Source organism: Phaeodactylibacter sp. (assembly GCF_022763345.1).
In the GTDB taxonomy this organism is placed as follows: Bacteria; Bacteroidota; Bacteroidia; order Chitinophagales; family Saprospiraceae; genus Phaeodactylibacter.
In genome coordinates, this window is the sequence record NZ_JALEGS010000062.1 from 33,195 (window position 1) to 51,267 (window position 18,073).

The 18,073-nt window shown below is 53.8% G+C and carries 13 protein-coding genes; 8 read left to right on the forward strand and 5 right to left on the reverse strand.

What is annotated here, in order from left to right; genetic code table 11:
* Nucleotides 1-28: 28 nt before the first annotated feature.
* The gene (locus MRY86_RS17400; RefSeq protein WP_293570236.1) at nt 29-265 is read left to right on the forward strand and encodes a hypothetical protein; all 237 of its coding nucleotides are present in this window, start codon (nt 29-31) and stop codon (nt 263-265) included.
* On the opposite strand, the gene MRY86_RS17405 is transcribed toward MRY86_RS17400, so the two are convergent.
* From MRY86_RS17405 to MRY86_RS17420, 4 genes are all read right to left on the reverse strand, one after another.
* On the reverse strand, nt 262-3,342 hold the full coding sequence (locus MRY86_RS17405; RefSeq protein ID WP_293570237.1) for an efflux RND transporter permease subunit: 3,081 nt from the start codon (nt 3,340-3,342) through the stop codon (nt 262-264). The genes MRY86_RS17400 and MRY86_RS17405 overlap by 4 nt on opposite strands.
* On the reverse strand, nt 3,343-4,563 hold the full coding sequence (locus MRY86_RS17410) for an efflux RND transporter periplasmic adaptor subunit (RefSeq protein WP_293570238.1): 1,221 nt from the start codon (nt 4,561-4,563) through the stop codon (nt 3,343-3,345). It abuts the gene before it with no gap.
* Nucleotides 4,564-4,573: 10 nt separating this feature from the next.
* Entirely contained in the window at nt 4,574-5,962 is a 1,389-nt protein-coding gene (locus MRY86_RS17415) for an efflux transporter outer membrane subunit (protein ID WP_293570239.1), read from the reverse strand.
* Between the two features lie 357 nt (nt 5,963-6,319).
* Nucleotides 6,320-6,841 carry an endonuclease domain-containing protein gene (locus MRY86_RS17420; RefSeq protein WP_293570240.1) on the reverse strand — a complete coding sequence of 174 codons (522 nt, stop codon included), beginning with the start codon at nt 6,839-6,841 and terminating at the stop codon, nt 6,320-6,322.
* Between the two features lie 296 nt (nt 6,842-7,137).
* On the opposite strand from MRY86_RS17420, the gene MRY86_RS17425 reads away from it, so the two are divergent.
* The 5 genes from MRY86_RS17425 (at nt 7,138) to MRY86_RS17445 (ending at nt 14,693) form a co-directional block, all read left to right on the forward strand.
* A complete protein-coding gene (locus MRY86_RS17425; RefSeq protein ID WP_293570241.1) occupies nt 7,138-7,344 on the forward strand; it encodes a hypothetical protein in 207 nt (68 codons plus the stop codon).
* A 2-nt stretch (nt 7,345-7,346) separates the two neighbouring features.
* The gene (locus MRY86_RS17430; protein ID WP_293570242.1) at nt 7,347-10,100 is read left to right on the forward strand and encodes a sensor histidine kinase; all 2,754 of its coding nucleotides are present in this window, start codon (nt 7,347-7,349) and stop codon (nt 10,098-10,100) included.
* A gap of 112 nt (nt 10,101-10,212) precedes the next feature.
* On the forward strand, nt 10,213-10,593 hold the full coding sequence (locus tag MRY86_RS17435; RefSeq protein ID WP_293570243.1) for a response regulator: 381 nt from the start codon (nt 10,213-10,215) through the stop codon (nt 10,591-10,593).
* A 114-nt stretch (nt 10,594-10,707) separates the two neighbouring features.
* On the forward strand, nt 10,708-12,609 hold the full coding sequence (gene acs / locus MRY86_RS17440; RefSeq protein WP_293570244.1) for an acetate--CoA ligase: 1,902 nt from the start codon (nt 10,708-10,710) through the stop codon (nt 12,607-12,609).
* A 203-nt stretch (nt 12,610-12,812) separates the two neighbouring features.
* Nucleotides 12,813-14,693 carry a propionyl-CoA synthetase gene (locus MRY86_RS17445; RefSeq protein WP_293570245.1) on the forward strand — a complete coding sequence of 627 codons (1,881 nt, stop codon included), beginning with the start codon at nt 12,813-12,815 and terminating at the stop codon, nt 14,691-14,693.
* Nucleotides 14,694-14,821: 128 nt separating this feature from the next.
* Here MRY86_RS17445 and MRY86_RS17450 read toward each other — a convergent pair whose 3' ends face one another.
* A complete protein-coding gene (locus MRY86_RS17450) occupies nt 14,822-15,622 on the reverse strand; it encodes a hypothetical protein (RefSeq protein WP_293570246.1) in 801 nt (266 codons plus the stop codon).
* Nucleotides 15,623-15,977: 355 nt separating this feature from the next.
* On the opposite strand from MRY86_RS17450, the gene MRY86_RS17455 reads away from it, so the two are divergent.
* Both MRY86_RS17455 and groL read left to right on the forward strand, forming a co-directional pair.
* Nucleotides 15,978-16,253 carry a co-chaperone GroES gene (locus tag MRY86_RS17455; RefSeq protein ID WP_044215854.1) on the forward strand — a complete coding sequence of 92 codons (276 nt, stop codon included), beginning with the start codon at nt 15,978-15,980 and terminating at the stop codon, nt 16,251-16,253.
* Nucleotides 16,254-16,315: 62 nt separating this feature from the next.
* Nucleotides 16,316-17,956: a chaperonin GroEL gene (groL, locus tag MRY86_RS17460; RefSeq protein ID WP_293570247.1), complete on the forward strand. Its 1,641-nt coding sequence runs from the start codon at nt 16,316-16,318 to the stop codon at nt 17,954-17,956.
* Nucleotides 17,957-18,073 lie beyond the last annotated feature (117 nt).

Consider the following 18,073-nt stretch of genomic DNA (forward strand, 5'->3'; position numbering starts at 1 on the left):
CACTTTTCATACCTGCCAAATTCTTACCATGAAACTTCAACTTGGCCGCAAGGCATCAGACATTATCGCTTCCATCTACATCATCGGCACCCTTTTCCTGCGTATCCTGCTGGAGCCTCAGCTCAATGGGCACTTCATCATTTCTGTTGCGCTGGGTGCATTCGGGCTGCTTTTTCTTTGGGCTCTGGTCAAGTCCAAAATTCTTAACCCTTCCTTCTTTGGCTTATGGCCTGGCGAAGAAGCGGAAAAGGCAAAGGCAGCTTAAGCCCGGCTGCCTCCAATATCTTCTAATGCCAGGTAAAGGCAGGGGACAATCACCAGAATAATGGAGGTCGCAAAGACAATGCCGAAGCCCAAAGAAATGGCCATTGGAATAAGATAGGTGGCCTGACGGGAGGTCTCCAGGATGATCGGCGTTAACCCGCCAAAGGTTGTGAGCGTCGTCAGCAAAATAGGCCGGAAACGGCGCACTCCGGCATCTAAAATGGCAGAGAAAGCAGCTTGATCCTGACGTTTCTTATTCGCATAGTCGATCATAATCAGCGCATCATTGACTACCACGCCGGACAGGGCGATCACGCCCATCAGGCTGATGAGGGAAAGGTCGTAACCCAATAAAATATGCCCTAACACCGCGCCCACAATTCCAAACGGAATGGCCCCCAGTACAATTAACGGCTGTGTGTAACTCCGAAAGGCAACGGCTAGCAAAGCATAAATCACCATCATCGCTAAGGCGAAACCGCCCCACAGGGCCTGCGTGGACTCTCGCATGTCGGCCTGACTGCCCTGAAAACTCCAGGTAATCCCCGGATAATCGGCCCGCAATTGGGGCAGTACTTCCTCCTGAATAGACTCCAGCACGCGGGTCACGGCATTGGAAGGCTCCACGTCCATACCTACCGTTACAATACGGCGGGCATCTCTCCGGTTGATGGAGGTAAATGCTTCCGTCTCTTCCACCCGGGCCACATCCATGAGCGGGACTTCCATTCCGGCCGGGCTCCGCACCAGAAAATCTTCCAGGTTATACATATCCTTCCGCTCGGCTTCCGGCAGTTTGACCCGGACTTCAATTTCATTCGTGCCCCGGAGCTGCCGCAGCGCCAGTGCCCCAAAAAACGCATTCCTGACCTGCCGCCCCACTTCATTGGAGGTTAGCCCAAGGTTGCGCCCTTCCGGCAGCAGCTTAAAGTCCAGCTGCTGCTTGCCTTTATTGTAATTGTCGTTCACATCGCGGGTGGCGGTGAAGGACTCCATCCGGTTGAGAAAATCCTGGCTAGCCTGTTCCAGCACGGCCACGTCCTCATGGCTCAGGTCTACGCTAATGTCCTGCTGCCAGCCACCGGGGCCACGCTCTGCCTCAAAGGTGATCTGGTCCACTCCTTCGATTTCTCCGATTTCGTCCCGCCAGATTTCTATGACTTCCTGGGCGGTCATATCGCGTTCGGTGGGAGGCTTCATGACAATTTCCACATCAATGAAGTTCTGTCCGCGTACGTTGGTCTTCACCCCTTCTGCTACTTCGTACAGATCATGGGTGTCAAACATCCGCTGCGTGGAGGCTGTAATTTCCTCCGCGACCCTTCCGGCCTGATCGATGGTCGTACCTACCGGAAGAGAAACGCCCGCTTCGATTTCATCAGCTGCGACTTCCGGCATCATGATGACGCCCATGTGGTCACTGTAGGCATAGGCGCAGACCATCCCAAGGAGCGCTACGGCGGTAGTTAGTGTGATGTACCGATGCTTCAGGCATAGTTTCAGCAAGGGCCGGTACCGTTGGTCAATAAAGCGGGTAAAAGCTTGGGCTATCCGCTGCTGCCCCCGCTCGAGGTACTGCCCGATTTTGAACCGGTTGCCCTTCGAGCTGTGCGCCAAGTGGGCCGGCAAAATGAACAGCGCCTCAATCAGCGAAATGGCCAGCACGATAATCACTACGGCGGGCAGAGGCCACCAAAACTTACCGGTGGTGCCGGGTATGAACAGCAGGGGCACAAAGGCGATAATATTCGTAAGAATGCTAAAGGTCACCGGACGGGCCATTTCTTTAGCTCCTGCTATGGCGGCATCCATGTAGGAATAGCCCTGCTGCCGGTACTCGTAGATATTTTCACCGACCACCACGGCATCGTCCACGACAATACCCAGGACTACCAGGAAGCCGAACATGGAAACCATATTGATGCTGATGCCAAAAAGCGGCAGGAAAAGAATGCCCCCGATAAAAGAAATCGCCATACCCATCATTACCCAAAAGGCGAGGCGGTACTCCAGGAAAAGCCCCAGAATGACCAGCACGATGACAATAGCCAGCACACCATTCTCCGTGAGCAGGGAAAGGCGCTGCTGGTAGTCTTCGGCGGTGTTGCTGTCGATGCGATAGGTGATGCCTTCCGGCAAAAAGGTTTCAAAATCAAGCAGTACGCCTTGTACTGAATTGGCAATGTCCAGTGGCGACTGATCGCCCACCCGGAAGATTTGCAGCTCTACCGAGGGTTGCTGATTGAATTGAGCGTGGAATCCGGTCTCCTCAAAGCCATCGTCAATGCGGGCAATATCACCCAGGGCAACCCGTGCACCATTTTCCCCGGTGACGATCTCGATCTGGGCGAATTCCTCAGCAAATTGCTTGCGCTCCTTCATCCGCAGCAAAATTTCGCCCCGTTTGGTTTCCACTGCCCCGGCGGGCACATCCTGGCTGGATTGAGCGATCAGGTCAGCAACCTGCCCCAGGGTCAGGTTGTACTGACGAAGCTGATAGCGGGGTATTTCAATATGGGTGACGTATTCGGGCACATTGCCAATCTCTACCTGCGTAATGCCCGGCGTACTGAGCAGCCGGTCGCGGAGTTGCTCCGCCAGTTTACGAAGGGTCCAGATGTCCGCATCGCCGTAGAGGCCAATTTCAATAACCTCCCGCTGCCGGGCCTGCAAGCGGACTTCCGGTTCCTCAATATCATCCGGGAAAGTACGGATACGGTTGACGGCCTGATCAATATCCTGAAAAGCTTTCATCCGGTCAGTTCCCGCCACCAGTTCGATAGAGACCCGACCCGACCCCTCCTCGGCGGTGGAAGTGATTTCCTTAATACCCTGCACGCCGCGCACGGCCTCTTCCACCGGCAGCAGTATCCCCTGCTCCACTTCTGCCGGAGCAGCGCCCGGGTAGACTACGCTCACCTCCACTATATCCAGCTGAAATTGTGGAAAAACCTCCTTTTGGATGCTGTACATAGACCATACGCCCCCACCAATCAGCAGGATCATCAATAAATTTGCGGCTATGGAGTTGCGGGCCATGTAGGCAATGCCCCCTCTCTTGTGGTCAGACTGGCTCATTTACTGTACATCTTTTGTGGTGCGGGAATCTGTGGACGTAATCGAAGAATCGGCGGCAGATGTCTCGGGCAGGCGCAGGGCGGCACCTTCCACAACAGTGGACAGATTGGTCTGTACCACTTGATCGCCAGCATTCAAGCCGGATCGGATGTAGGCATATTCCGCATCTTTGAGCACCACCTCCACCTTGCGGATATCAAGGCTGTCCTTTTGCATCACCCAAACGGTCTCATCCTCCCGGAGCATATCGCGGTTGAGGCGGACTACACTGTCCATCGTTTCTCCTTCCAGGTGTGCTTCCAGAAATGCGCCGATCATTAGTCGGGGCTTGCCGGAATTTTCAGCTTTTAGCGCCAGTGGGTCAGGGACTTCGACAATGGCTCTTGCCATGCGTGTATTTCCCTCCAGGGTACCCAGTAGTTTGAATAAGTAGCCGGTGCGGTAAGTGCCTTCCTTCCAGGCATTCGGGCTCGTCAGTTTTACCGGTGCGCCCTGCTGTTGAGCCGTTTTGGGAAAATCGAGCCATTGCAGTTGTGCCGTGGGTATGGCTACCGTTACCCAGTACTTGTCTGTGCCAATGAGTTGTCCAAGGCTATCGCCGGGGCCGACCTGTGCGCCTACATTTGCGTTTCGGCCCAGCAACTGGGCATCGAAGGGTGCGCGGATAGCGGTTCGTTCCAGATTGAGCCGGGCTTGATCCACTGAAGCTTCTGCCGCTTTCAGCCGGGCTTTAACTGCATTGAGTTGCGGCTGTCGGAGTACGAGCGCTTCCCGTTCCACGGACAAGGTGTCGCCCAATAAGGTGTAGTCCTGCCGGGCGACCTGCTGTTGCCCCTGTTCCATTTCCAGGTCGGCTTGTACCTGTGCCAGCTCGCTTTCGCGGAGCTGTAGGGTATTCTTAAAATCAGCGGGATCCAGCTGTAACAGTAGGGTGCCTTTTTGAACAAATCCTCCGGGGACAAAGCTCGGCGTTATTCGGACCACCTGCCCCGTTACCCTTGGACTTAACTGTACTTGCCGGGCGGGCTGCACGGTGCCTGTCGCCACAATAGTCGGCTGATAGGTGCCCATTTGGACCGATTCTGCCTCCACCAGCATAGCCGTTTTCTTAGTTGCACCCTGCCGCTGTGCTTCGGGCTCGGTATTGAAAATCCAAAAGACGACCCCGCCAGCTACGGCCAGGATGAGGATACAAATCAGTAAGGTGCGCTTCCAGTTCATGTTCTTTAATTTACTGTGTGGAGGCTTTGGGGGTATCGATGGGGCCTGCCAATGCCCGGTAGAGGCTGATCCTGAATTCCAGCAGGAGGTAGCGGGCGGAAAGGAGGTTGCGTTGCAATTGCTGTAGTTGGTCCAGGGCAGTCAGCACATCCAGGTAAGTACTTGTGCCGTTGAAATACTGCAGCCGGAGTTGTTCGTAGGATTGTTCGGCCAGGCGGATTTGGTCTTCAATGGACCCGATAGCCTGTTTTTGGTGAAACTCTCTCGCCAGAGCGTCCTCCACTTCCCGGAAAGCCAGGAGGGTAGCCTGACCATATTCATATAACCTTTGATCGCGCACGGCACGGCTCCGGTCCACCTCCGCCCGCAGCCGCCCGGCATTCAGCAGAGGCGCTGCAAGATTAGCACCCAGGGAGTAGGCCCAGTTTTCAAAAACATCACGCAGGTTATTCGACCGTAAGCTGGTGGAGGCACTCAGGGAAAGCCTTGGGTATTGGTTACTGATTGCCGCTGCCAGTTCCCGGTCCGCTGCCTTGACCTGAAGGAAGGCCCGCTGCAAATCCGGCCGGCGACGGACCAGCTCCAGCGGCAATCCGGTTTCTGGAAGATTGGGCGGATCGAATATCGTGTCAGGCAAAGCCGGTAGAGGCGTTCCAGGCGCCTGCCCCAACAATACAGACAACCGGTTTCTAAGGGTCTGTAGATCCGCCCGCACATATGCAAGTTGCTCTTGGGTGGCTGAGAGCAATTGTTCCTGCCTAAGCACATCCACACCCCGCACCTGCCCGATACCTAGCCGCTGCCGGATGAGGCGTAGAATCTGTTCATTGGTCTCCACCTGCGCCTGTAGGATAGCCTGCTGCCCTCGGGCCTCTGCCAGTTGAAACCAGGTACGCGCCACCTCTGCTGAAAGAGTCATCGCCCCCGCCTGATAATCGGCCAGGGTCGCTTCCCGCCGGAAACGCTCCGCATCCACCAGGGCATGAATCCGTCCCCAGAGGTCTACCTCATACTGCGATTGCAGGTTCAGCCGTACATTCTCACCACCCACAAAGTCGGGTTGCGGAAAGCTTGCTCCAGCCTGCATATTAGCCCTCAGGTCTGGCCACAACGCTGCCGACTCCCGGTCCACCACTGCCCGGGCCGCCTGCAGCCGCTCCCAGCCTACCACCAGATTGAAGTTTTCGGTCAGAGCCGTATCCATCACCCGGTTCAGGACCGTATCGCCCAGTGCCGTCCACCATTTTCCTGGCAGCTCCATTTCGCCCGTTTGGGAAAAGGCATCGGGCACTTCTGCGGGTAGTGTGGTGGTCCCCGTCCTGGGGGCACAGGCCGGCAGGGCGAACATGCCCGCAAGCAATAAAGTTATCAAAAAGTGCAGGGGCCGGGCGGCATGCATGATCAGTGGGTTTTCAGTTGCGTTTACTAATGTTGCAACTTTGGAACGGGTGCGGTGGGGAGAGGTTCGTTGTTGGGGTGAGACGCAGGTGTTTCATGCTTCCTACGTACCGCATTGAACAACGCCTACCTGCCCTAATGGCCAAAGGCAAATTGTTAACTTCACACTCCACCTACAGCATCAAGGGCAGCGCGTCTCCCCCGCAGGCGGGGGCTGGACTTCTTACAATTACAATTTTGACAACCTTTTTCTAGGAATTGGACGAGATTTTGACACTGGTTCCTCACCCTAGCTCCCTCTAGAGGGGGACAAGGCGTTGCGCTGGAGGTGAGGGCGTTGAAGCAAAATGCAGCCGTTTCACGCTTCATACATACCGCACAGAGCAACGCTTCCCAGCCTTAATGACCAAGAGCAAGGTCTCCCCTTTACGCTCCATTTCCACCACCATGGGCAACACGTCTCCCCAGCCGGCGGGGGCTGGGGGGGTGGAACTACCGCATTCTCCTCCACCCATTTCAAAATAATCTCCGAAACATCATCTATCCGGTTCAGCACCTCCCAGTTGGAGAAACGGAGCACGGTAAAACCCACTGCCTCAAGGTCACGGTCTTTTTGCCGATCCCGTTCAGCAGCTTCTTCCGTCTCGTGAGAAATACCGTCTACCTCTATGACAAGACATAAATCAAAGCATGCAAAATCCGCGATGTAGTTTAATATGGGGCGCTGCCGACGGAAAGTGTACCCTTTCATATTTCCGGCGCGGAGGACATACTTCCAGAGGCAGGCTTCGCCTTTGGTCGCGTTTTTACGCAGCCGGTTAGCGAAGGGCTGGAGCCTTTTGTTGTAGTGGTAGTTGTTTTTTGGAGAGGCGGGTTCCATTTGGGATGTTTTTTTGACTTTCTAAGATACCACTTGTTTATCACGATGTCAACTCATTACAGGTGTAAAAGTAAGGGACAACCATTTTCAGGATTTTACCCGGTGATCTGTCAACTTATTTTAGGAATCGACCCTTTTCAGAAAATAATCTTTTCCCCCCTATTAATTTACCCCATCAGGTGGCGACTTTGGAGTCGCGACCTGAGTGCACGCTCCGGCTGCGATGGCGTGATCGCCGCCCAAGACCAACCACTCAAAAACCCAAAATTCCCTATCTTACCCCCAAACCACCAGATATGACCACCAATGACCGCAGCCTGAAACTCATCAGCATCTTCTTATTAGGAGTGATGCTGTTTAATTTCCCGTTGGTCAGCCTGTTTAGCAGGGAAGGGCTATTCCTGGGGCTGCCAAAGCTGTACTGGTATTTCTTTGTCGTCTGGGGCAGTATCATCGCATTAACGGCCTGGGTGGCGCGCCCGGTAAAAGCTAAAAAGGACTGACCGTGCAGCCTATCCTCATCATCAGCATATCGATTGGTTATGTGGCGCTGCTGTTTTTCATCGCCTGGATAGCAGACAAGCGGGAGGCAGCCGGCAAGAGCATCGTGAAGAACTCGGCCATCTATGCCTTGTCGATGGCGGTGTACTGCACGGCCTGGACATTCTATGGAAGTGTAGGCCGGGCGGCAACGACCGGGCTGGGCTTTTTGCCGACTTACCTCGGACCGGCACTGCTGGCACCGGTTTGGTGGCTGCTGCTCAAAAAGATTATTCTCATCAGCAAGTCGCAACGTATTACCTCCATTGCTGACTTCATCTCTTCGCGCTATGGCAAGAGCACCTTTTTGGGGGTGATTGCCACTTTGGTCGCTGTGCTGGGTATTATACCTTATATCTCTATTCAGCTCAAAGCCATTTCAAACAGCTTTGACCTGCTGGTTGGTCAGGTGGCGACTTCTCATGCGGACGTTCCTTTTTACCTGGACACGGCACTATACATCACCATAGCCCTGGCAGCTTTCACCATTCTTTTCGGCACCCGTAACCTCGATCCCAATGAGCGCCACGGCGGACTGGTAGCCGCGATTGCGTTTGAGTCCCTGCTCAAACTGGTGGCTTTCCTGGCGATTGGACTCTTTGTCACCTTTGGGCTATATGATGGGTTTGGAGATATCTTCAATAAAGGGGCGGCAGTGCCTTCCATCCGGGCGCTGTTCACCCTCGAATCGGCCGGGCTGAATGGCTGGGAGTGGTTTTGGCTGCTTTTTCTGTCCATGTCGGCCGTCATGTTGCTGCCGCGGCAGTTTCATGTAGCGGTGGTAGAGAATACCAATGCAGCGCATGTGTCCCGGGCATCCTGGATGTTCCCACTGTATCTGTTGCTGATCAACATATTCGTGCTGCCTATCGCAGTAGCGGGGCTGATGATGTTTCCGGAAGGCGGAGTGGAGCCAGACAGTTATGTATTGAGCATCCCACTGGCAGCAGGATACGAAACGCTGGCCTTGTTGGTGGCCCTTGGGGGCTTTTCGGCGGCCACAAGCATGGTGATCGTCGCGGTCATTGCGCTCAGCATCATGATCGTCAACAACCTGGTCTTGCCGGGCATTGTCAGAAATCAGGACTTCCGGCAGGACAATCCGTACAGCATCAGCAGCAGTCTTTTGGGCATTCGGCGAATATGCATCATCCTCGTTTTGCTGCTGGCTTATGCCTATTTCAAAGCCGTGGGCGAACAGTACAGCCTTGTATCGGTGGGGCTGATTTCCTTCACGGCCATCGCGCAGTTTGTGCCGGCAGTCCTGGGCGGTATTTACTGGAAGCGCGCCACCAAGAAGGGGGCCATCTGGGGGCTTAGCATCGGGTTTCTCATCTGGGCGTTTTGCCTCCCTTTTCCCACCCTTGTGGAAACGGGGCTGGTCAACGACCGGGTCATGGCGGAAGGGCTCTTCGGCTGGGGGCTGCTCCAACCTTATTCCCTCTTTGGGCTGAGCGGCTACAGCCCGGTAGCCAATGCTGCGTTTTGGAGCCTGGCGCTGAATACCTTTGCTTACATTATTGTATCTTTAAATACCCAACAGAGCCCGCTGGAGATTTCTCAGGCTGATCTTTTTGTAGACATTTACAAATACCGCTCCGGTGGTAGCGAGTACGAAGTTATGCGGCGGCGGGCCAGAGTCCGGGATATCCGCATTCTGATGAACCGCTTCCTGGGCGTAGCGCGGTCCCAATCCTTACTGACTGCTTATGAAAACCGAAACCGCGTAGATTTGTCCCGGCAGCAAACCGCAGAGGCCAACCTGATTAACTATGCAGAAACCCATCTGGCTGGTGCTATTGGCGCCGCTTCGGCCAAAATCATCATAGGTTCCATTGCCAAAGAAGACCCCATCAGTCTGGAGGAAATGTTCAAGGTGCTGGAACAAACCAAGGAAATTGTAGAGTACAGCAAGGCGCTGGAGAAAAAATCAGCCGAGCTCGAACGCACCACCCTGCAGCTCAAACAAGCTAACGAGCAGCTCAAGGAACTGGACCGGCTCAAAGCCGACTTCATCACCACCGTGACCCACGAGCTGCGCACGCCCATTACGTCCATCAAAGCGCTGTCCAAGATTATGCTGGACAACCGAAATATGCCCGAAGAACAGCGGGCAGAGTTTCTCTCTATCGTGGTTACGGAGAGCGCGCGCCTCACCCGGCTGATCAATCAGGTACTCGACCTGGAGAAAATACAGTCACAGCCGGAAGACCTGAAGCTTGAACCGCTTGACCTGGCCGAAGTGGCCCGGCAGGCTTTCAATGGCTTACGGCAACTAATGCGGGACAAAGGCATTGTGCCGGAGCTTATCATTAAAGATGCGCCTGTGCCCGTATATGGCAACTTTGACCGTCTTACGCAGGTAGTCGTCAATCTGCTGTCCAATGCCATCAAGTTTGCCGATGACGAACAGGGGCAAGTGCACCTGCGCTGCTATCAGGGGGCAAAGGGAGGCTATATCGAAGTGCAGGACAATGGCCCCGGTATCTCTCCCCGCGATCAGGAACTGATTTTCGAGAAATTCACTCAGATCAGCGATAGCGATAAGGGGAAGCCTCAGGGCAGCGGGCTGGGGCTTTTCATCACCCACACCATCGTAAGCCAGCATCAGGGGAGGCTATCCGTGGAAAGCGCGCCCGGCGAAGGCGCCACCTTTAAAGTCACCCTGCCTTTGTACACGGAGCAGCCGGGCCATGTCGTTCAGCCTTCCCTGCAATAGATTTTGTCGGACAAGAACCCGGGCTGAAATTTTTTTATTTTCCAAAAATCTGTAATTTTAGCAGGCTAACAGTAAAACCAGCAAAGTATTATTTCATTCGCCCTGATCAGACATGAATAAACAAACCACTAAGGTGCTACTCGTTGACGATGAGCCGCACATCCTGGTTGCCCTGGAGTACCTGGTCAAGCAGGAAGGCTATCAGGTATTCAAAGCTTCGGATGGTGAAAGCGCGCTAGATCTTGTACAGCAACAGTCCCCCCAAATTGTCGTGCTCGATGTCATGATGCCCGGTATCGACGGCTTCGAAGTCGCCCGCCGCATCCGCAACACGCCCGAGCATCAGGATACCCGCATTATCTTCCTTACCGCTAAAGGCACTCCCGCAGACCGCTTTCAAGGTTATGCCACCGGGGGCGAAGTCTATCTTACCAAACCTTTTGACAACAAAGAGCTCATTAATACAATAAATGAGGTCGTAGAATTTGGATAACCGAATTCTATTTTTTTACTTTACAGATATAAACATCTAAATATCTAGATATTTTAAAATTTATAAGCCTTTATTGCCTGACCAAGTAAAAAGGCTTGCCTAAAAACAAGACTTATGACACAGCAAATCAAGTCCTTCGATGACTACAAAGCGGTCTACCAAAAGAGCGTGGAAGACCCGGAAGGGTTCTGGGCAGAACAGGCCTCAACCTTCACCTGGCGCAAGCAGTGGGATAAAGTGCTGGACTGGAATTTCACAGAGCCTAATGTCAACTGGTTTGTGGGCGGTAAGCTGAATATCACAGAAAACTGCCTGGACCGCCATTTAGAGACGCGGGGCGATCAGGTGGCCATCCTGTTTGAGCCCAACGATGCAGATGCGGAGAACATCACTTACACTTATAAAGAATTGCATGCCGAGGTATGCAAGGTAGCCAATGCGCTAAAAGCCAACGGCATTGGCAAAGGCGACCGCGTTTGTTTCTATATGCCTATGGTGCCGGAGCTAGCGATTGCGGTATTGGCCTGCGCCCGTATCGGGGCGATCCACTCCGTGGTCTTTGCCGGCTTCTCGGCTCAGGCACTGGCCGACCGTATTAAGGACGCGACTTGCAAAGCCGTCATCTGCTCGGATTACAACAGCCGTGGCGCGAAAAACATTCCGGTCAAAAAAGTAGTGGATGAAGCCCTGGCCATGGATTGTGACAGCATTGAGACGGTGCTGGTGCACAAAAACACCGGTGGCGAAGTGACGATGGAAAGCGGCCGCGACAAATGGTGGCACGATGAGGTAGACGGGCAGAGCACGTCCTGCGAGGCAGAGGAAATGGACTCTGAAGATATGCTCTTCATCCTTTACACTTCCGGTTCTACCGGTAAGCCTAAGGGCGTGGTACACACTTGCGGTGGCTATATGGTGTACACCAAGTATTCTTTTGAGAATGTCTTCCAGTATCAGGAGGGCGATATCTACTGGTGTACGGCTGACATCGGCTGGATTACCGGCCACTCTTACATCGTGTACGGGCCGCTGCTGGCTGGTGCGACTACTGTAATGTTCGAGGGCGTCCCCACCTATCCGGATGCCGGCCGCTTCTGGCAAACCTGCGAAAAACTAAAAGTCAATCAATTCTATACGGCTCCTACTGCCATCCGTGCCCTCATGGCTCAGGGCGACCAACATGTGACCAAGTACGACCTCAGCTCCCTGAAAGTCTTGGGCAGCGTGGGCGAGCCTATCAACGAGGAAGCCTGGGAATGGTACCACGAGCTGGTGGGCAAAAAGAACTGCCCGATCGTAGACACCTGGTGGCAGACCGAGACCGGCGGCATTATGATCGGTGGGCTGGGCGAACATAGCCCGATGAAGCCGGCACACGCCGGGTATCCGCTGCCGGGCATTCAGCCTTGCCTGATGGATGCCGATGGGAAAGAGCTGGAAGGTAACGACATCGAAGGATTGCTTTGCGTGAAATACCCCTGGCCATCTATGCTGCGGACCACCTACGGCGACCACGAGCGATGCCGTCAGACCTACTTCTCCGCCTTTGAGAACCTCTACTTCACCGGTGATGGTGCCCGCCGCGATAAGGATGGCATGTACCGTATTATCGGCCGCGTGGATGACGTGATCAACGTTTCCGGCCACCGTATGGGCACTGCAGAAGTGGAAAACGCCATCAATGAGCACGAGCTCGTTGTCGAGTCAGCCGTAGTGGGCTATCCGCACGATATCAAGGGTCAGGGCATCTACGCATACGTGATTGTCTCTGGCGATATCGAAGATGAAGATGCTTTCCGCAAGGAGCTGATCCAGGTCGTGGTCAAGGAGATTGGGCCGATTGCCAAGCCCGACAAGATTCAGATCGTCTCCGGGCTGCCGAAGACCCGCTCCGGCAAAATCATGCGCCGTATACTGCGTAAAGTAGCAAGCGGAGATACGTCCAACCTGGGCGACACCTCTACCCTGCTCAATCCGGAAGTCGTTGATGAAATCAAAGACACTGCATTGGTATAAAGTTAGATTTGAATTGTGAATGACATAAGTCAATAGAATGGCGGGTATGGCTCCGGATGGAGTGGCCCGCCATTTTTTTATCCCGTGACCTTTGTCATTCCTACTCTTCTTCAAAAGCCTCAACTTACCATTTCAATGGCCTCACCACTGGCCAGTTCTCTATTCTTGGGTAAGCCCTGCGCGCCCTGCAAACAAAAACCATTATGACTTATCAGGAATTCTACAACAACAGCATGGCGGACCCCACGGCTTTCTGGAAAGCTCAGGCGGACGCCATCGACTGGTTTGAAAAACCATCCGATATTTCCTTTAAGGACGAAACCAGCTTGTACCGGTGGTACAAGGGCGGCCAACTGAACACTTCCCACCTGGCGCTAGACTACCATGTAGCCAACGGACGGGGCGATCAGCCTGCCATCTTTTATGACTCTCCGGTAACGGATACCAAAGAAACCATCACCTATGCGCAGTTGCTGGACCGCGTGGCCAGATTTGCCGGCGTGCTCAAAGCACAGGGGGTAGAGAAAGGCGATACAGTCATTATCTACATGCCCATGATCCCGCAGACCGTAGTAGCCATGCTGGCCTGTGCGAGGCTGGGCGCTATCCACTCTGTGGTCTTCGGGGGCTTTGCGGCTCATGAACTTGCCATCCGTATTAATGACGCCAAGCCCAAGCTCATCCTTACCGCCAGCGCGGGCAAGGAAATCAACCGGGTGATCGACTATATGAAGATTGTCAATCCGGCACTGGACGAAGCCGAGCATCAGGTGCAGGGGGTGATTGTCTATCAGCGGGATATCTTGGAGGCCCCGCTTAAAGACGGGCGCGATTTTGACTGGGACGGGCTGCTGGCAGATGCCGAACCCGCTGACTGTGTCCCGGTGGAGAGCACGGACCCGCTGTACATTTTGTATACTTCCGGCACCACTGGCAAGCCTAAGGGCATTGTACGCGACAACGGCGGCCATGCCGTGGCTATGAAGTTCAGCATGAAGTACATCTACGGCGTAGAGCCGGGCGAGGTCTACTGGGCCGCTTCTGATGTTGGCTGGGTGGTCGGCCATTCCTACATTGTGTATGCGCCGCTCATCCACGGTTGTACCACGGTATTGTACGAAGGCAAGCCCGTACGCACGCCCGATGCCGGCGCTTTCTGGAGGGTACTTGAAGAATATGGCGTAAGTGTGTTTTTCACCGCGCCCACCGCTTTCCGGGCCATTAAAAAAGAAGACTCCGAAGCGAAGCTTAAAGCGCAGTACGACACGAGCAAACTCCGCTATCTCTTTTTGGCAGGCGAGCGCTGCGATGTGTCTACCCTGGAATGGTGCCAGGATGTCCTGCAGGTGCCTGTCATTGACCACTGGTGGCAGACCGAATCGGGCTGGCCCATGCTCGCCAATATGGCAGGTGTGGAACTCTTGCCTGTCAAGCCGGGCTCAGCAGGCAAGGCAGTCTGCGGGTACGATTTGAAAGTCGTTGGCCCCGATGGAGAGCCGGTGCCGCCGAATACGGAGGGTGCTGTCGTGATCCGCTTGCCCTTAGCGCCGGGCACCTTGCCCAACCTTTGGCAGGATACCGCCCGCTTCATCGATTCTTACCTCAGCCCCTACCCCGGCTACTACTTCACTGGTGACGGCGGGTATATTGATGAGGATGGCTATGTATTCATTACCGGGCGCATTGACGATATCATCAACGTGGCCGGGCACCGTTTGTCGACGGCAGAGATGGAGGAGGTGGTAGCGGCTCATCCATTGGTTGCCGAGTGCGCCGTCATTGGGGTGCATGATGACCTCAAGGGGCAAATCCCGGTCGGTTTTGTCGTGCTCAAAGCCGGAGCTGACATTTCGGATACTGAATTGGAACAGGAACTCATTAAGATGGTGCGTGACCAGGTCGGCCCGGTCGCCTCCTTCAAAAAAGCCACCGTGGTACAGCGCCTGCCCAAGACCCGCTCGGGTAAAATCCTGCGCCGCATTATGCGCCATATTGTGGATGGCAAGCCGTATAACCCACCCTCTACTATTGAGGATATGAGCGTGCTGCCGGAGCTGGAGGCTCAGGTGCGGGCGGAGGTGTAACAGGTATAAACCCGGAATACCTTAGAGCTCCAACATGATAAGTCATTCAACAGGCGTTTGGAGGGTCAAGAGACTACAGAACGCCTGTTGTTTATTCTAGAGGGAACCTATCACGTAAAAGGGCCATTCTACTCTTCCAGCAATGTAAAGCCGGTGTAGGTGACATTATCAAGATAAACAGCGACAGGGTCTACACCATGACCGTGAGCAGATTCGGTCGCCTTATTTCCATTAATCTGCATGCCGATTTGAAGGAAATTTTCCACCCAGCCTTCAGAGGCTGGTACGTAAGGCAGCCTTGCTGAAGTCAGATCGAAAACGATTTCGTCAATGCGCATTCTATGATAGACGATCTCGGAAGGGGTGACATACCCCTCTAGTTGTATATGATACCACTGATTAGGGATCAGACAATAGAATAATTCAGGGCTGAAAGACCGCCAGCCCTTTGCCTGTCCCAGCGCATCCATTTGATCATCCCAGTACCTCCATTCACCACCTTTGCTGAATTGCACCCCGAAGCCATGGGAATACGGGATTTCGATATGTTGCCATGTGAGTTCCAGCCCTTCAATTGTGGCGGTGTCCGGTTCATTGCAATCCAGTTTCCCTTCAATGTATACATCTAGTTCATAGACCAGGTACTTTGCCGACTGATGAACCCATGGATCGCCCTCCCAACGCAGCGCACAAGTGTTGGTAAAAAATACGTTATTGTACGGGTCGCCTCCGGTGATCATGCACTTCAGAGACGCCCCTTCAACGGCAGGGGCTGCAACATGGCTGATCGACCAGTCTATACCCGTTCCCGGAAATATGATATCCTCGTAGACCCCCCAGCCTGTGAAATAGAGGGCCGACGTTTCATCATACAACCGTCCTTCAGCTCCGATGGTATCGCCTTCGAGCTGCTCGTATTTGAATACCATATCTCCTTTTTGCCATTTGCCTGCTTCCGTAGACTCCTTGCGACAACTCATCCCCAACAATACTAAGAACAAGCAGACCCTATATCGGATAGCCATACGCATAATTTTCCTGCAAAATACGCATGGTTTACCCAATCTCCCAACTGCCCCCCATTTTGATCAGATGGGTCTTCTAATTTCAGCCTGGGATCTAAATCCCTGCCATTTCTTCGCCCCGTCAGGTAAAGAAGCCTGCCACCCCACTGCCATTTCTGCAATAATGTCAGGAAAACCGTTTTGGCACGTCCTGTGATAGGACATAAGTGAGCCTGTGGGCTCGCTATATCATTGTTTAACAAAACGGATTCTAAAGATTATGAAGCCCATCAATGACAGAGTTGTGGTCAAGCCCGCCCAGGCAGAAGAAAAAACGCAGGGCGGCATCATTATTCCTGATACAGCCAAGGAAAAGCCACAGCGTGGCGAAGTAGTTGCAGTAGGCCCAGGCAAAGACGGCAACGCAATGACCGTTAAGGCTGGCGATATCGTACTCTACGGTAAATATGCAGGCCAGGAGCTGCAGTATCAGGGCCAGGATTACCTGATCATGCGCGAAGACGACATCCTTGTCATCCTGGAAGGCAACGAATAAGCCTTTCCGCTCTTACATCCCAATCCTAACCTTTTTTACAAAACAAAAAAATCAAGCTTACAATGGCTAAAGAAATTAGCTTTGATAGAAATGCCCGGGAAGGACTGCGCAAAGGCGTAGACGCTCTGGCCAATGCAGTAAAAGTAACCCTTGGCCCTAAAGGCCGTAATGTGGTCATCCAAAAAAGCTTCGGCGCGCCACAGATCACCAAGGACGGCGTGACCGTTGCTAAAGAAATCGAACTGGAAGACGCTGTGGAAAACATGGGCGCTCAGATGGTAAAGGAAGTCGCGTCTAAAACAGCAGACATCGCTGGTGACGGTACGACAACGGCTACCATCCTCGCTCAGGCTATGGTAGCTGCCGGTCTGAAGAACGTCACGGCTGGTGCGAACCCGATGGACCTGAAGCGTGGCATTGAAGCAGCGACCAAAGCGGTAATTGCTAACCTGAAAGAGCAGTCTGAGGTAGTAGGCGACGACTTCGAGAAAGTGAAGCAGGTGGGTTCCATCTCTGCCAACAACGACGAGGAAATTGGTACACTGATCGCTGACGCGATGAAGCGTGTATCCAAGGACGGTGTCATCACTGTGGAAGAAGCTAAAGGTACAGACACATACGTGGACGAAGTACTGGGTATGCAGTTCGACCGCGGCTACCTGTCTCCTTACTTCGTAACCGACACCGAGAATATGGTGACGGAGTACGAAAACCCATACATCCTGATCCACGATAAGAAAATCTCCAACATGCAGGACATCGTACCTGTACTGGAGCAGGTGGTGCAGGCTGGCCGCCCGCTGCTGATCATCGCAGAGGATATCGAGAGCCAGGCACTGGGCGTACTCGTTGTGAACCGCCTGCGTGCTCAGCTGAAGGTTGTTGCCGTAAAAGCGCCAGGTTTTGGCGACCGCCGCAAAGCCATGCTGGAAGACATTGCTATCCTGACCGGTGGTACCGTGATCAGCGAGGAGAAAGGCTACAAGCTCGAGAATGTGGGCATGGAGCACCTGGGCTCTGCTGAGAAGATCACCGTTGACAAAGACAACACGACTATCGTAAATGGTAGCGGTGACGAGAGCCAGATTCAGGCTCGTATCAATCAGATCAAGCAGCAAATCGAAGCCACCACTTCCGACTACGACCGGGAGAAGCTGCAGGAGCGCCTTGCCAAACTGTCAGGCGGTGTAGCTGTACTGTACGTAGGTGCTGCCACTGAGGTGGAAATGAAAGAGAAGAAGGACCGTGTGGATGATGCCCTGCATGCGACCCGTGCGGCCGTGGAAGAAGGTATCGTTGCCGGTGGTGGCGTGGCACTCGTTCGTGCGATCGCTGCAATCGAAAACATGAAGGGCGCCAACGAGGACGAGACCATTGGTATCCAAATCGTTCGCAAAGCTCTGGAAGCACCACTGCGCACCATCGCGGACAACGCAGGTATGGAAGGCTCTGTGATCTTCCAGCGGGTGAAGGAAGGCGAAGGCAGCTTCGGCTACAATGCCCGCACTGATGTCTTCGAGGATCTGAAGCAGGCTGGTGTGATCGACCCGACTAAGGTGACACGCATTGCGCTGGAAAACGCCGCTTCTATCTCAGGCATGCTGTTGACGACCGAGTGTGTGATCAGCGACAAGCCAGAGCCGGAAGGCGCTGGTGCAGGTATGCCAGGCGGAATGCCAGGTGGTATGCCGGGCATGATGTAATCATGAATCCGTAAAAGTAACGCTCGCAGCTCCTGAATTTTGCTGCAGCGGATACAACATAAGCCTTCTTGCCTCCCTTATAGGTAAGAAGGCTTTTTTTTAATTCATAATCCTAAA

Excerpts from the sequence above, each read along its gene's own strand:
- MRY86_RS17400 (WP_293570236.1), top strand. The coding sequence starts at position 29 with ATGAAACTTCAACTTGGCCGCAAGGCATCAGACATTATCGCTTCCATC.
- MRY86_RS17405 (WP_293570237.1), bottom strand. The coding sequence starts at position 3,342 with ATGAGCCAGTCTGACCACAAGAGAGGGGGCATTGCCTACATGGCCCGC.
- MRY86_RS17410 (WP_293570238.1), bottom strand. The coding sequence starts at position 4,563 with ATGAACTGGAAGCGCACCTTACTGATTTGTATCCTCATCCTGGCCGTA.
- MRY86_RS17415 (WP_293570239.1), bottom strand. The coding sequence starts at position 5,962 with ATGCATGCCGCCCGGCCCCTGCACTTTTTGATAACTTTATTGCTTGCG.
- MRY86_RS17420 (WP_293570240.1), bottom strand. The coding sequence starts at position 6,841 with ATGGAACCCGCCTCTCCAAAAAACAACTACCACTACAACAAAAGGCTC.
- MRY86_RS17425 (WP_293570241.1), top strand. The coding sequence starts at position 7,138 with ATGACCACCAATGACCGCAGCCTGAAACTCATCAGCATCTTCTTATTA.
- MRY86_RS17435 (WP_293570243.1), top strand. The coding sequence starts at position 10,213 with ATGAATAAACAAACCACTAAGGTGCTACTCGTTGACGATGAGCCGCAC.
- acs (WP_293570244.1), top strand. The coding sequence starts at position 10,708 with ATGACACAGCAAATCAAGTCCTTCGATGACTACAAAGCGGTCTACCAA.
- MRY86_RS17445 (WP_293570245.1), top strand. The coding sequence starts at position 12,813 with ATGACTTATCAGGAATTCTACAACAACAGCATGGCGGACCCCACGGCT.
- MRY86_RS17450 (WP_293570246.1), bottom strand. The coding sequence starts at position 15,622 with ATGGTATTCAAATACGAGCAGCTCGAAGGCGATACCATCGGAGCTGAA.
- MRY86_RS17455 (WP_044215854.1), top strand. The coding sequence starts at position 15,978 with ATGAAGCCCATCAATGACAGAGTTGTGGTCAAGCCCGCCCAGGCAGAA.
- groL (WP_293570247.1), top strand. The coding sequence starts at position 16,316 with ATGGCTAAAGAAATTAGCTTTGATAGAAATGCCCGGGAAGGACTGCGC.